Origin of the sequence: Ohtaekwangia koreensis, assembly GCF_900167975.1 — a bacterium.
Classification (GTDB): domain Bacteria; phylum Bacteroidota; class Bacteroidia; order Cytophagales; family Cyclobacteriaceae; genus Ohtaekwangia; species Ohtaekwangia koreensis.
This window is the reverse complement of the sequence record NZ_FUZU01000001.1, coordinates 19,614-34,475: the sequence shown is the minus strand read 5'-3', so window position 1 is coordinate 34,475 and position 14,862 is coordinate 19,614. Positions and strand designations below refer to the sequence as shown.

Genomic DNA, 14,862 nt, shown 5'->3' with positions numbered 1-14,862 from the left:
AATTCTAATTTAACCGACGATTGAAAATAAAATGAATGATCATCATTTTTCAATCTATACCATCAATAACCATATTTCTCTTTCCATAGCGACCGAAGGTATTTTCTCAACTCTTCTTCGCGCACATTATTGCCAGGCTCATAGAATTTAGTGCCTTTAATTTTATCCGGCAAGAATTCCATATTAACAAAATTCCCTTCATAGCTATGGGCATACTGATATCCCTTTCCATAATCCATATTCTTCATAAGCTTTGTAGGGGCATTACGAATTGCCAATGGAACCGGCAAGTCACCGGTATTATTTACCGCGCTTAGTGCGCTCTCTATTGCCATATAGCTGGCATTGCTTTTAGGCGAGCTTGCCAGATATACTACACATTGTGACAGTATAATTCTAGCTTCAGGGTACCCGATAATATTTACAGCTTGAAATACATTGGTTGCCATAATCAATGCAGTAGGATTTGCATTCCCTATATCTTCTGATGCCAGGATCACCATCCTGCGGGCTATAAATTTTACATCTTCACCACCTTCAATCATTCGTGCCAGGTAATATACCGCTGCATTTGGATCACTTCCGCGGATTGACTTGATGAAGGCTGAAATGATATCGTAATGTTGCTCCCCGCTTTTGTCATATATAGCGATATGCTTTTGAGCAAGTTCCATCACCAGTTTATCCGTTACTACAACATCACCCGGCACAGATTCACAAATGAGTTCTACCAGATTTAAAAGTTTACGTCCATCGCCTCCACTGATGTTCAGCAATGCCTGATGTTCCTTTATTTCAACGTGTCGCTTCTTAAGTTCTTCATCGCGCGTAAGCGCTTGCTGAATCATGGCGAGTAACTGATCTTCACCCAGCGGTCTTAACGTATATACCTGGCTTCGCGAAAGCAATGCAGAGTTCACTTCAAATGAAGGGTTCTCTGTAGTGGCGCCAATCAATGTGATGGTACCTTTTTCAACGGCACCGAGCAATGCATCTTGTTGGCTTTTGTTAAAGCGATGAATTTCATCGATGAATAAAATCGAGCGCGGAGAGTGCTTTGCTTTTTCTATGACCTCCCGCACATCCTTTACGCCCGCGCTTACAGCACTTAACGTATAGAATGGTTTCTTCACTTCGTTCGCGATTATATTGGCAATGGTAGTTTTACCAACACCGGGAGGTCCCCATAAAATCATAGAGGGAATATTTCCGGATAGAATTGCTTTCCGGATTACGCCATTAGGCCCTGTAAGATGCTCCTGTCCTACCAGTTCATCCAACTTCACGGGGCGCATACGTTCAGCCAAAGGCTGATGTGAATTCAACAACACAGTTATTTTTTCTAAAGCTTTGAAGTTACAAAAACCGCTGAAAGTTGGCGCATTCCGTTATATCTTCTTTATCTCTGCATTGTGGACGGGAAGAATAATACGAAATGTACTGCCTTTACTTTTTTCAGATATAACACGGATCTGTCCGCCCAGTAGTTCAATATATTTTTTGGCGATAGACAAACCGAGGCCTGTACCTTCGTAGGTACGGCTTCTCCCTGTACTTTCCTGCTCGAACGGATTGAATATGCAAGGCAGAAATTCTTCGGAGATACCGAGACCTGTATCCATCACTTCAATCGCGAAATAATTCCGGCTCTCGATGAAGTCTGTCGTGATTGCAACGCCTCCCCTATCTGTAAACTTAATACCGTTTACAACAACATTATGAATCACTTGCCGCATCAGATTTTCATCTGCAAGGCAGATCAAGGGAAGAAGCGAAGGAGTGAAACTAAATTTCAGATGTTTATTTCTTGCGAGAGGTTCAAGTGATTTTATTTCATCGTGAACCAATGTATTAACATCTATAACTTTCAATTTCAGATTACTCTGTTCAGCTTCCAGTCGTGACAACTCCAGAATACTGCTAATGGTATTTAAAAGTCGCCTACCACTAAGCTGCTGTATCGCTACATACTTTTTAATCTGTTCATCCTTCGTTTCGATTTCAATCACTTGGCTTATTCCCAGAATTCCATTAATAGGTGTCCTGATTTCGTGTGACATATTGGAAAGGAAGTTTGTTTTTAGTCGCGTCATTTCATCGGCTACTTCTCTTGCCCTTTTCAATTCAACGATGGATTGCCCCAGTGATTTCCGCGCCAGTTCGTACGCTTTGTGATAATGGTATATCAGGTATACTATGATTAAAAAAATCAATACCAGTGTTATAAGTCCTTCTATGAAGGCCATCTGCTGTGGTGGTGTTGAGCGAATGTTTACCCCTATACCTTTCAATATGAAGTGCGTACTTACCGGGAGAAAGTGAAGTATAGAGTATATCAATCCCCACCGGCTTCCTAATGTATGGAATGCAAAAATTATATTACTAACTGTAAGCAGTGCTATAAAAAAGCTATAGTCGTTAAAAAGGTAAATATTAATCGTGTTGTTCGCCCAGGATATGAGGACCAGTAAGTGACAGACGGGGGTTACGCTCTTCTTATACTTGAGATAAAAAAGCAAAGTCACGAACAATCCGATAATCACTAGCCCCTTTACTAATTGATAGTGAAATCCTTTAACAACATAGATTGAGAAAAAGACAACGAGCGCCAGTAATGATACGATTACGATGTTGTACACCAGACGTATGGTTGCTTGCCTTAGTACGTCCGGACTTTGGCGCAGGTAGTCACCAATGAAATACTCACGTAATTGATTCACGCGTTCAATTTTTTTAAGATCTGCATAAATTAAAAAGTACCAGTAAAAACTGGTACTAGAAACAATATTTACGAACGCGGTTTTTATTCCTTGTGAACACCCTATATGACAAGTGGAATGTCGGCTTTGTAGCAATATACCTTTACATCTCTTCCACGATTCAAGGAAGTAGATTACTCCAAGCCCTTTTCTTTCATTTTTCGGAACTCACGGAAACGTCTTGTCATAGCAACACCGAAGCCAACCATTACAACTAACGTTCCGATCCAAAGTATATTTATATAAGGCTTCTCCATTGCTTTTATCACAACCCAATCTTTCTGACGTGTATTGATGCCCACCGTGAATTGTCCGTTCTCCGGATGTATATTCAACAATGAAAAACGCAACCCTAAATCTTTGATCTCATAGGGAATGCGTCCTACCAATTTATCTTTAATCAGAAAAATAGGTTCAGCAACATAATCACCATGTTCGCCCTGAACACGGATCTTTGCCTTTACCGCTACATCTTGTTTCCCGAGTGGAACTCCCTCCACTTCCAGTATACGATCAACGGATTCCAGAATGGTCACATAATCATTCGCAAAAAAATCCTGTGATAGCTTCACGTTTACTTCTTCGAGTTTACTCCACTCTTGCTCTTCCGATGGATTCATCACCGAAGAAACGTGTGTGTATAAATCTGCACCAACGGTACGATAAATATCCGGGGAAGCTAACAGCCCACCCATCTCTTGGTTAATCTGCGCACGTGGATATAGAGTATATTTCTTACCTCCCTTACGAAGCTCTATCTCGAAGAATGTATTTTCTCCCCGTATTTCAATCGTATCACCGGCTTTATAGTTATGATCGTTTACAACGATATTTTGTCCTGCAACGACCTTATCTTTATCAAGCGTTTCTTTTACATCACTCTTCCGTATATACCCTGAATGGTAACGAGGCTCCAGTCGTTCGCCAAAGTATTCAATATCATATCCCCACATGGTGCGCGGTTCATGTACAAACAACAATAGGTTATCACGATTAAAATCTTCACTGAATTCTTTCGAGATCAACATACCTGTGTTATTCAGTGAAACAATTTTGGAGTAGCCTGCAGAGAACATGACACCAATGAGCATAAGCCCTACACCTATATGTGCAATCGCTCCTCCTGATAAGCCGGGGCTTGTTTTAAATAGCGACCCGAGGATTTTTGCATTGGCAACAATGGTAAAGACTCCTGCCAGCGTCAGTAGAATATAGGCTGCGTTATAAACTTTAGCTGTAGTAATAATCAGTGCAAAAACGATAAGTGTAATCAGCGCCGGCGCTGTCAATTCTTTTTTAAGTTTATCTGCATCGATCTTCTTCCACCAGAAGAATTGCCCTATAGCAGAAAGTAAACCTAAGGCTATAGCAAACCATATCTGAAACTTAGAGTAGTAACCGATAGCATCCGCTGGAGGTGCCAGACGCGAATCGACATTTATAAGTCCCATTATTTTATTCATAACCGGAATAGAAGTTCCGGCAATCACCTGAAATCCCATCAGACATAGCGTTGTTGCTCCAATGAAGATCCAGAACTCGCGCGAGTATATAGATGCTTCCTCCTTAGTTGATGGAATTTCTTTCCATCGAACAACACATAAAAAAACAGCAGCGATGAGAAAGAAGAACATATATACCAGCAGCTGTCCTGATAATCCCAGGTCAGTGAATGAATGAACGGACGCCTCTCCCAACACACCACTCCGCGTCAGAAATGTTGAATATAGTATAAGAACAAATGTAGCAATCACCAGAATTACAGAAGCCTTCAGCGCTGTTTCACTATTTCGATACGTGATCATGGTGTGAATGGCGGCTACCAATACAAGCCATGGAACGTATACTGCATTCTCGACAGGATCCCAATTCCAGTAACCTCCGAAGTTCAATGTTTCGTATGCCCAATATCCTCCCATCAGAATTCCAAGTCCGAGAACTGCGCCTCCAAACAACGCCCATGGCAATGCCGGACGAACCCAGTCTTTATATTTTTTAAGCCAGAGACCTGCCATACAGAATGCAAATGGGACTATGGTAAGTGCAAAACCTAAAAACAACGTGGGCGGGTGAATCACCATCCAATAATTTTGTAGCAGAGGATTTAATCCATTACCATCCTTGGGAATAAAGTCCGGTTGCGTTTGGAAGATTGGAGCATCATGCATCACTTCACGCAAGAGTATAAATGGAGAGCTTCCTATTTTAACATCGAACCCCGGAATTACCACGCCTAAAATCATCGAAGCGAGAAATGCCTGAACAAGCGCGAACACCGTCATGACGGGGCCTTCCCAAAATTTATTTGTGTGAATTAATACGATACCGATAATCGTGTGCCAGAACATCCATAAGAGAAAGCTTCCTTCTTGTCCATTCCAAAAAGTAGAGATCAGATAGTAAGTCTGAAGTTTTCTATCGGAGTAGCTATACGCGTAATGATATTCGAAATAATGCTTGGCAATAATGGTATATAATGCGATGCAGATTCCGAGTACAGCTATAGCATGTACATAAAAACTGATCTTGCCATTCAGCAGCCAGAAATCTTTACTCTGCAGATCGTGAGCCGTAGTCGATTTGAAATAAGCGAATGCTGTAATGATTGCCGCTACAAATGAAGTAATAACAAAAAGGTGACCGAGGTCACCAATGAAGTAATGAATCATAGTGAAGTATACATTACGAAGTGCGGAATACTACGTTGAATTATCGTCAACGCATGTCCTTCCGGGTGCTCCGATGTTTTAAACATTGACGTTTTGTTCCTGGTATTTAGAAGGGCATTTGAGAATGATCTTGCTTGCCTTGAATTGATCGCCCTGATAACTGCCAACCACCACTACTTTTTCAGAACGTAGCATATCGGCAGGCATTGGTTCATTATACTCTATCTTCTGCTCTTTACCATTATCATCCACCAGAATGAAAGAAAAAGAAACGCGGTCAACACCTTCCTGAATACCAACTACATGACCTTCAGTATCCTTCTTCAATTGTCCGACTACGTGGATATTATTGTCTTTACCAGCAAGCGCCATATCATAGGCTTGATCGAAATTTACATATGTACTTGCATCATCTGCAGTACTGACAATAATACTGATCGCAATAGCGATAATGACGATAATAAAAATGTGTGATTTTTTCATAGTCTCTCTCCTATTCCCCCTTTTTTGCCCCGCAAAATTAGATACAAAAGCCCAGAAAATCAGGGAATTTATTGAAAAACGAAACAGGAGGAATGAAAGTCTAATGCTTTCTGTCAGAAAGTTGATCTTCGAGTTTTTTCACCTTCCGATCCATCAAAAAAAGATATGCTATCAATCCTGTCAGGATGATCAGAATGATAGAAACGACTACATATATCTTCCCTTCCGACCGCATCGTGTCTGCCATTTGAACTTCAGATTGTGCCTGTACATTCAGTGACAACGCTACCATGAGCACACAAAAAAATGATTTAAGGATTTTTTCCATCTTCTAATTCAAATGTTTTTTCTTCTACAGTTTTAATTCTTATCCGAATTGACACGATCCACAGGCCAATTAAAAACCACCCTACAACAGCAGGATAGAAAATAAATCGCATGCTGCTATCGAGGTCATACATATTAAAACCAGGATTACCTCCACTTCCAGGATGCATAGAACTTTGCATGCGTGGGATAATAAAGATCAGGGGTATCATGGCAGCAAAAGCAAAAATATTATAGACGGCACTTAAACGAGCACGTTGTTCTTCATTTTCAAGTGAACCACGCAATACGAAATATGCCAGGTAAACCAATAAAGCGATGGCTGCACCGTTTTGTTTTGGATCGCCATGCCAGGGCGAGCCCCATGTATAATTAGCCCAGAGCATTCCCGTAAGAATTCCAAGCACACCAAAAACCAACCCTACATTAGCATACTCTACAACCTTTCTATCCAGTGCTGAAGAAGGATTCCGGAGATATTTAACTGCATAAAAAACGGAAATAGAAAACAAGAGTACCATGCCGAACCACATAGGTACGTGAAAATAAAGTGCCCGAATGGTTTCATTCAGGATATTCAACCGGGGAACATCGAATACAAGTCCGGCAATGTGAACATAAAAAAGTAAAGCAATCGCTATTAATTTGAGCCACTGTTTCATAATCGACTGATGACACTTTTGCTAATTGCGGAGTGCCTTTGTTAACTGCGCCAAATATACGGGAAGAGCATATACGCAAGACTGGTTAATATGCAATTTATTGCGAGCAGGTTCAGCAGTTCATCTATACTCGAACTTCTGTCGAGTCCATCGAGCACATTTTTTGTGATCTTGATTGCCATCAACAGTATAGACAATATCACGGGAAAGCTTAACACTGCCATAAGTATATTACTATTATTGGCTTTCGATGCAATGCCGGAGATCAGGCTTAACGATGCTGAAAAGCCGAAAGACGTTAATAAAAGAGTGGTGACAAACAGCCATTTATCCTGAACCGGATTATCAATAAAAATTGAGAACAAACCATAGCCTGCCAGTGAAAGCAACAAGCAAAGCACTGCATTGTAAAGAATCTTAGAGAGGATGATGGCCTGTGGACTAGCTATAGAGTAATAGTAAATGAAAGTGCCTTTCTTCTCTCCGATAAAACTTTTCGCCACGCTGTTGATGACAGAAAAAAGTATGGCCAACCAAAACAAGGCCGACCATGTCGCTTCGTTAATTGAATTTTTCCGTAGACTGAATGTGAGGTAACAAATAAAAATAAGACTGAACAAATAAAGGCCGATACCAGAAATCACAGCCTTACGTCTGAGCTCCAGCGCAAATTCTTTTTGTAATAATGTGAGTATCACTTTAATGGCTATTCAATTTTCAGTACTCTGTTATAATCATTAAAGAATTTAATGAATAACAATAACGTAGCGATAACTAACCCACCGACAAAACCAACAATTGCCGCAATGAATTTAGGTGCTTTGGCGTCCTTTATCAGAGAACCAAAGCCTTTAGCAACGTGTACTGATTGGATGTTATTGAGTTTAATTTCACTCTCGGTACGTATTTTAAAAAGATCAACCGTTTTAGCATAGAGATCAGAGGGATCTACATAAGAAGCCATGGATTTACTATCGGTTTGTTTCTTTATTTGATCCATGAAGGCGATCTCACCATCAATTTTTTCGATCATTTGTTTATAATATATCTGCTGATCTCTTCTGTTTCGTATCACTGGATCTACTGAATTCAAATACTGAACGATTTCCTTTTCAAGTGAAGGAAATGCCTTCGGATCCTTAACAATAGCCGTCACTTTCAAGTTAACACTTTTGGTCTTATCGTTCTGCTCTCCCTGTTCAACATCAAAGTTCAAGGCTAATAAATTCTTCCGCTCATCACCAGATAATCCTGGAATCGAGTCTGCCTTTTCCAATTCATCAAAGATAAACTTAGCCTCATTTATCGAAAGTAAGTCGGTGGTAATCATCATACTGGATGAAAATTTATCATCCGAATTATATGCCATCGAAATTGTAAAGATCATCCCCGCTATAGGGAGAATAGTAAAAATCAACAGGTTATGTTTAATGGCTCGATATACTCTTGCCAAGAGTTCCATTAAATCAATTTCGTCAGATTGCGTTTTTTGCGTCATAACTCGCAAGTTTAAGTGATTTTTACTATACCTCAAATTAGTTAGTTTTGCGGCCTATTTATATTTACGATTTATGTCTTCTGTCCAATCCATTTTAGTTACTGGAGCTGCAGGGTTCATCGGGTTTCACCTGAGCCAAAAACTTCTAAATGCAGGCTATCAAGTATTTGGCCTTGACAACCTGAATGATTATTATGATCAGCGATTAAAGATGTCTCGGTTGGATATTCTGAAAAGCAATAAAAATTTCAGCTTTCATCAACTGGATCTTACTGACCGGAATGCCATTAACAGCCTGTTTTCCGAGCACCAATTTCCTTACGTAGTAAATCTTGCAGCACAAGCTGGCGTACGATATTCTTTAACTAACCCGCACGCGTACCTGGAAAGTAACCTTCATGGATTCTTAAACATCCTTGAAGCTTGCAGACATAACAACACAAAACATTTGGTGTATGCATCATCCAGTTCGGTCTATGGAGCTAATAAGAAAATGCCTTTTTCTGTCCATCATAATGTAGACCATCCTATCTCACTGTATGCCGCTTCAAAGAAGTCAAATGAGTTGATGGCGCATACATATTCCGCGCTCTATAATTTACCGACTACCGGCTTAAGATTTTTTACCGTTTACGGTCCTTATGGAAGGCCTGATATGGCCTTGTTCCTTTTCACGAAAGCAATCCTGGAAAACAAGCCGATTGATGTTTTCAATAATGGTAAAATGAGAAGAGATTTTACATACGTAGATGACATCGTTGAAAGCATTGTAAGACTTGTTCCCCGACCATCCAAACCTAATGCTGAATGGTCTGGCATGACTCCGGATCCGGCTACAAGTTTCGCTCCTTACCGGGTTTTTAATATAGGGAACAATAAACCTGTTGAACTTCTCCGATTTATAGAAGTGATCGAAGAGAAACTGGGGAAGAAGGCTGTAAAAAATCTTCTTCCTCTCCAGGATGGAGATGTACCCGAAACCTTTGCCGATGTAGAAGACTTGCGGCTTGAAGTAGATTTTAAACCTTCTACACCTATTGAAGAAGGTATAGACAAATTCATCAGCTGGTATATAAAGTACTATAACATTACAGTATAAGAATGGAAAAGATTGGAATTATAGGACTAGGATATGTAGGCCTACCATTGGCAGTTGAATTTGGTAAAGTATTACCTGTTATCGGCTTTGATATAAATCAAGATCGCATTGATGAATTGAAGAAGGGTTACGATCGCACACGTGAAGTGGAGCCACAGGAATTAAAATCCTCCACACACCTTCAATACTCCTCTGCGCTTGCAGATTTAAAAGAGGTTAACTATTTCATTGTAACTGTTCCAACTCCAGTCGATGAATTCAAAACACCAGACCTCCGTCCTTTACAAAGTGCCAGCAAAACTGTAGGGAGTGTTCTGAAAAAAGGTGACATCGTAATTTATGAATCTACTGTTTACCCCGGATGCACAGAAGAAATCTGTGTACCTGTGCTCGAAAAAATCAGTGGACTGAAATTCAATGTTGATTTTTTCTGTGGATACTCTCCTGAAAGAATTAATCCTGGTGATAAACTTCATCGTGTAACTACAATTAAGAAAGTTACCAGTGGCAGCACTGAAGAAATTGCAGAGAAAGTTGATCAACTGTATAAAAAAATCATTACAGCCGGAACACATAAGGCTTCCTCTATAAAAGTGGCAGAAGCTGCCAAAGTAATTGAAAACTCACAGCGCGATCTCAACATTGCTTTTGTCAATGAGCTCGCGTTGATTTTTGAGCGTATAGGCATAGATACACATGAAGTATTGGAAGCTGCCGGAACAAAATGGAACTTCCTTCCTTTTAAACCAGGTTTAGTAGGAGGCCACTGTATTGGTGTTGACCCATATTACCTTACCTATAAAGCAGATAGTATTGGATATCATCCGCAAGTGATCCTCTCCGGTAGAAGGATCAACGATAATATGGGAGTACATATAGCCAACAGCGTTATCAAGCTCATGGCACAGCATGAACTACCCATTAACAATGCAAATGTTTTGATGCTGGGAATTACTTTTAAAGAAAACTGTCCTGACATACGCAACAGCAAAGTGGTTGATGTAATTCATGAATTACAAAGCTTTGGAACGAAAGTCGATATTTATGATCCTCAGGCAGACGCAGAAGAGGTAAAGCATGAGTATGGATTGTCATTGGTTCCAACGCTTACTAAAAAATACCATGCTATTATTTTAACGGTCAGTCATAAGGAATTCACAACGCTTGATTTAAAATCTCTTTCACATGAAAGAGCAGTTATATATGATGTAAAAGGCTTTCTGCCAAAATCTCAGATTACAGCCAGACTCTAGCTATGGATACAATTAAAATGGTTGATCTTCATTCTCAATATCTTCGGATTAAGCCGGAGATCGATGAGGCCATTCAACAAGTTTTAACATCTACAGCATTCATTCAAGGTCCGGAAGTAAATATATTCGCTCAGTCTTTATCTCGCTATATAGGAGGAAGTCTTGTTATACCTTGCGCCAACGGAACAGATGCACTTCAAATTGCCATGATGGCATTGGATATGAAACCAGGCGATGAGGTTATTCTTCCCGTTCATACTTATGTAGCGACAGCTGAAGTAATAGCATTGCTCGGGTTAACGCCTGTGTTTATTGATGTTGATAAGGACACATTTAATATAGCCCCAGCGCTATTGGAGTCTAAAATTACAGAGAAAACAAAAGCAATAGTTCCCGTTCATTTATATGGACAATGTGCTGACATGGAGCCTATACTTCACATCGCTGCGAAATATAACTTACATGTCATTGAAGATGTAGCACAGGCACTGGGTGCTGACTATACATTTGCCGATGGCACTACGAAAAAAGCAGGAACTATAGGAACCGTAGGAACTACTTCATTTTTTCCTTCTAAAAATTTAGGATGCTTTGGTGATGGTGGTGCAATCTTTACAAACGATAAAGCGCTGGGAGAAAAGATTAAGATGATCTCCAACCATGGGCAAAAAATAAAATATCATCATGACATCATTGGTGTCAACAGTCGCTTGGACACATTGCAGGCTGCTGTTCTAAATGTAAAGCTTAACTACCTGGATGGTTATGCCCAACGAAGAAACGATGCGGCAACGTATTATGACAAAGCATTAGCATCCATCCCAACTTTAACAACTCCTAGGCGAGCAACAAATTCAACACACGTTTTTCATCAATATACTATACAAGTTTCAGACGGGCTTCGCGACAATCTCAAGTCACACCTCGAAGCGCATGGTATACCAACTATGATCTATTACCCTGTGCCGCTACATTTACAGAAAGCTTATAAGCGTGCAGGCTTTGAAGAAGGTTCTTTTCCGGTCACCGAAGAACTGTCAAAGACAGTTCTATCTCTTCCGATTCATACAGAAATGAAAGAAGAAGAGTTGGAGTATATTTCTGGTACTATCAAAAAATTCTTTCATGGCTGAAGACAAAAAATATTACGCGCACCCTACAGCTGTGATTGATGATGGATGTGAAATTGGAGAGGGCACAAAGATCTGGCATTTTTCACACATCATGCCTAATTGTAAAATCGGAGAGCAATGTAATATTGGCCAGAACGTTGTGATTTCACCGGAAGTAATTCTTGGCAAAAACGTTAAGGTACAGAACAACGTTTCTATTTATACTGGTGTCCAATGCGAAGACGATGTATTTCTTGGCCCATCGATGGTGTTCACGAATGTGACTAATCCGAGAAGCGCTGTGAACAGGAAAAGTCAATATGCAAAGACATTAGTTAAGAAAGGCGCAACCATCGGAGCCAATGCTACCGTTGTCTGCGGACATGATATAGGGGCATTTGCTTTTATCGGAGCTGGTGCCGTGGTTACAAAAAATGTTCCTGACTATGCATTGGTCATTGGTAATCCCGCCAGACAAACGGGGTGGATGAGTGAATACGGACATAAATTAAATTTCGGCGCTGAGGGACTTGCTATTTGTCCTGAGAGTAATGAACAGTATAAACTTGAAAATGGTAAAGTATCAAAGCTTTACTAAACAGAAAACGGCATGAAGAATTTTGCATTGATCGGAGCTGCGGGGTTCATTGCTCCCCGGCATATGAAAGCTATAAAAGAGACTGGCAACAACCTGGTTGCAGCGCTCGATAAGCACGACAACGTTGGAATCCTCGATTCATATTTCCCGAATGCTGATTTCTTCACCGAGTTTGAACGCTTTGATCGACATCTTGATAAATTAAAACGGAAAGACGATAAAATAGACTATATATCTATTTGCTCACCAAATTATCTACACGATTCTCACATCCGTTATGCACTTCGTTATGGTGCAGATGCAATTTGCGAGAAGCCACTGGTACTTAATCCATGGAACCTGGATGCGCTTGCTGAAATTGAAAAAGAAACAGGAAAGAAAGTATATACTATTCTACAATTACGCCTTCACCCAAGTATTATAGCATTGCGTGAAAAAATAAAGAATGGTCCTAAGGATAAGATTTACGATGTCGACCTTACCTACATAACATCCAGAGGCAATTGGTATCACTCCAGTTGGAAAGGTGATGTTTCCAAATCAGGAGGAGTGGCTACTAATATAGGTATACATTTCTTTGACATGTTAATTTGGATTTTTGGTGATGTTAAGGAGAACAAAGTAAATCAACTCACCGATGAAACTGCTTCCGGATTTTTAGAATTATCACAAGCCCGTGTTAATTGGAGGCTAAGCATCGACTACAACCAAATTCCACACGAAATTAGATCTCAGGGCAAGCGAACCTTTAGATCGCTAATGATGGAAGGGGAACAAATTGAATTTAGTGACGGGTTCACAGATTTGCATACAAAGAGCTATGAGGGAATATTAAAAGGGCAAGGTTTTGGAATTATGGAAACAAGACCGTCTATTGAACTGGCCAAGGCGATACGAGCTGAAATATAGCTCCACTTAGCCCCTTATAATATACGCAAATGTACAGATCACAACGTGAGCCAATTAAAGAAAAACGTACTATATAGTCTTACACTTACCTTCTCCAGGTTCTTTTTTCCCATAATTACTTACCCCTATATTTCCAGGGTACTTGGTCCTGATAAAATTGGAATACTAAATTTCTCTGAAAATTACTCAAATTATTTTGTGGTCCTTGCTGCACTGGGAATTCCATTGTATGGTGTTCGTGAAATAGCAAAAATCAAACATAAACCACATCTTCTTAATAAAACTTTCACAGAGATAAGTATCATTCATTTGATATCATCACTCCTGTGCCTAGCGTTTTACACCATTTCAATATTTACCATTCCTTCACTTCACGAACAACTTGGAATTAATTTATTGTTTGGTGCTAATATCCTTATCAATCTTGTCTCCTTTGAATGGTTTCTTATCGGAATAGAGAAATTCAAACTAATTGCACTGCGATCAATGATCACAAAATTGATCCCTATTGTATTAATGTTTGTCCTGGTGAAAGATGAAGGTGACTATATAATTTACCAAAGCCTTAACACACTTGCTTTTTTATTAAATGCTGTAATTAATATAGCCAACATAAGCAGAATCACTACGATTTCTTTTAAAGAGGTTAATATAAAAAGACACCTTCCGCCATTATTCACAGTGTTCTTCAGCGGAGCATTTATACATTTTTACTCAATGATGGATAGTCTGGTGTTAGGATTTGTTTCTAATTATAAAGCTGTAGGATTTTATGCCACAGCTATAAAATTGAACAAAATGATTTGCATGGTCATTGCTTCTGTTGGAAATGTACTTGTACCAAGAATATCCAACCTGATTGCTTTAAATGATACTGATCAAATAGAGTCTGTGTTGCGGAAGTCTTTGTTGTTTACAATTTTCCTAACTGTCCCTTTGGCAGCCGGCCTTTATCTTTTATCCCCAGAACTAATTTTCATCCTGGCAGGAAATGATTTTGAACAATCTATCAAAGCCTCGCAAATATTGTCTCCCATTATTATTTTAATGGGATTGAGTAATGTGTTTGGTATCCAGCTTCTGCTTCCCTATGCAAGAGAAAAAGAACTGTTAAAAATCTTCTTAACTGGAACCGCACTATCACTATTCCTGAATTTGATTTTAGCAAAGAGCTATGGTTATTTAGGTTCGTCCACAGCTACTCTGCTTACAGAACTGATCTTAACAGCAATCACCTTTTACTTTGCCAAGGATATAATTAAACTAAGCTTGCCCTGGAAATACTTTCTCGGATGTATATTATTCTCGCTCTTGTTTTTTCCTTTAATACACTTCATAAGGGAAATGACAGAAGATCACATTAGTATCTTGCTATACTCTCTGATAAGCTGTTCGTCCGTTTATGTAGGGCTACAAGTATTATTCTTCAGACATTATTTTGTCGATGAATTGTTAACCTTCTTAAGAACTATGCTTTTAAAGAAGAATTAATA

The 14,862-nt window shown here is 39.6% G+C and carries 14 protein-coding genes; 6 read left to right on the top strand and 8 right to left on the bottom strand.

Translation table 11 applies throughout. The features are described from left to right. Positions 1 to 62: 62 nt before the first annotated feature. From B5Y40_RS00160 to B5Y40_RS00125, 8 genes are all read right to left on the bottom strand, one after another. Positions 63 to 1,295, bottom strand: coding sequence for a replication-associated recombination protein A (locus B5Y40_RS00160; protein WP_159453569.1), 1,233 nt, complete (start codon positions 1,293 to 1,295; stop codon positions 63 to 65). A 93-nt stretch (positions 1,296 to 1,388) separates the two neighbouring features. After that, on the bottom strand, positions 1,389 to 2,720 hold the full coding sequence (locus B5Y40_RS00155; protein ID WP_079684690.1) for a sensor histidine kinase: 1,332 nt from the start codon (positions 2,718 to 2,720) through the stop codon (positions 1,389 to 1,391). A gap of 173 nt (positions 2,721 to 2,893) precedes the next feature. Next, a complete protein-coding gene (gene ccsA, locus B5Y40_RS00150) occupies positions 2,894 to 5,428 on the bottom strand; it encodes a cytochrome c biogenesis protein CcsA (protein ID WP_079684689.1) in 2,535 nt (844 codons plus the stop codon). A gap of 78 nt (positions 5,429 to 5,506) precedes the next feature. Beyond that, a complete protein-coding gene (locus B5Y40_RS00145; RefSeq protein WP_079684688.1) occupies positions 5,507 to 5,911 on the bottom strand; it encodes a cytochrome c maturation protein CcmE domain-containing protein in 405 nt (134 codons plus the stop codon). A 100-nt stretch (positions 5,912 to 6,011) separates the two neighbouring features. Continuing rightward, complete coding sequence (locus tag B5Y40_RS00140; protein ID WP_245840445.1) at positions 6,012 to 6,239, bottom strand: CcmD family protein; 228 nt, start codon at positions 6,237 to 6,239, stop codon at positions 6,012 to 6,014. After that, the gene (gene ccsA / locus B5Y40_RS00135) at positions 6,223 to 6,903 is read right to left on the bottom strand and encodes a cytochrome c biogenesis protein CcsA (RefSeq protein ID WP_221408916.1); all 681 of its coding nucleotides are present in this window, start codon (positions 6,901 to 6,903) and stop codon (positions 6,223 to 6,225) included. The genes B5Y40_RS00140 and ccsA (B5Y40_RS00135) overlap by 17 nt, the downstream gene beginning before the upstream one ends. Before the next feature lie 38 nt (positions 6,904 to 6,941). Further along, complete coding sequence (locus B5Y40_RS00130; RefSeq protein WP_317043539.1) at positions 6,942 to 7,598, bottom strand: heme exporter protein CcmB; 657 nt, start codon at positions 7,596 to 7,598, stop codon at positions 6,942 to 6,944. Positions 7,599 to 7,606: 8 nt separating this feature from the next. Further along, positions 7,607 to 8,398: a hypothetical protein gene (locus B5Y40_RS00125; RefSeq protein ID WP_079684685.1), complete on the bottom strand. Its 792-nt coding sequence runs from the start codon at positions 8,396 to 8,398 to the stop codon at positions 7,607 to 7,609. Positions 8,399 to 8,471: 73 nt separating this feature from the next. Here B5Y40_RS00125 and B5Y40_RS00120 point away from each other — a divergent pair, with 73 nt between their 5' ends. Genes B5Y40_RS00120 through B5Y40_RS00095 form a run of 6 tightly spaced genes read left to right on the top strand, consistent with a single transcriptional unit; the run spans position 8,472 to position 14,860 of the window. Further along, on the top strand, positions 8,472 to 9,497 hold the full coding sequence (locus B5Y40_RS00120; RefSeq protein ID WP_079684684.1) for an NAD-dependent epimerase: 1,026 nt from the start codon (positions 8,472 to 8,474) through the stop codon (positions 9,495 to 9,497). A 2-nt stretch (positions 9,498 to 9,499) separates the two neighbouring features. Then, entirely contained in the window at positions 9,500 to 10,750 is a 1,251-nt protein-coding gene (locus B5Y40_RS00115; RefSeq protein ID WP_079684683.1) for a nucleotide sugar dehydrogenase, read from the top strand. Positions 10,751 to 10,752: 2 nt separating this feature from the next. Then, entirely contained in the window at positions 10,753 to 11,883 is a 1,131-nt protein-coding gene (locus B5Y40_RS00110; protein WP_079684682.1) for a DegT/DnrJ/EryC1/StrS family aminotransferase, read from the top strand. Beyond that, a complete protein-coding gene (locus B5Y40_RS00105) occupies positions 11,876 to 12,460 on the top strand; it encodes an acyltransferase (protein WP_079684681.1) in 585 nt (194 codons plus the stop codon). Before B5Y40_RS00110 ends, B5Y40_RS00105 begins: the two co-directional genes overlap by 8 nt. 12 nt (positions 12,461 to 12,472) lie before the next feature. Further along, positions 12,473 to 13,369 carry a Gfo/Idh/MocA family protein gene (locus B5Y40_RS00100; protein ID WP_079684680.1) on the top strand — a complete coding sequence of 299 codons (897 nt, stop codon included), beginning with the start codon at positions 12,473 to 12,475 and terminating at the stop codon, positions 13,367 to 13,369. Positions 13,370 to 13,414: 45 nt separating this feature from the next. Then, positions 13,415 to 14,860, top strand: coding sequence for a flippase (locus tag B5Y40_RS00095; RefSeq protein ID WP_159453568.1), 1,446 nt, complete (start codon positions 13,415 to 13,417; stop codon positions 14,858 to 14,860). Positions 14,861 to 14,862 lie beyond the last annotated feature (2 nt).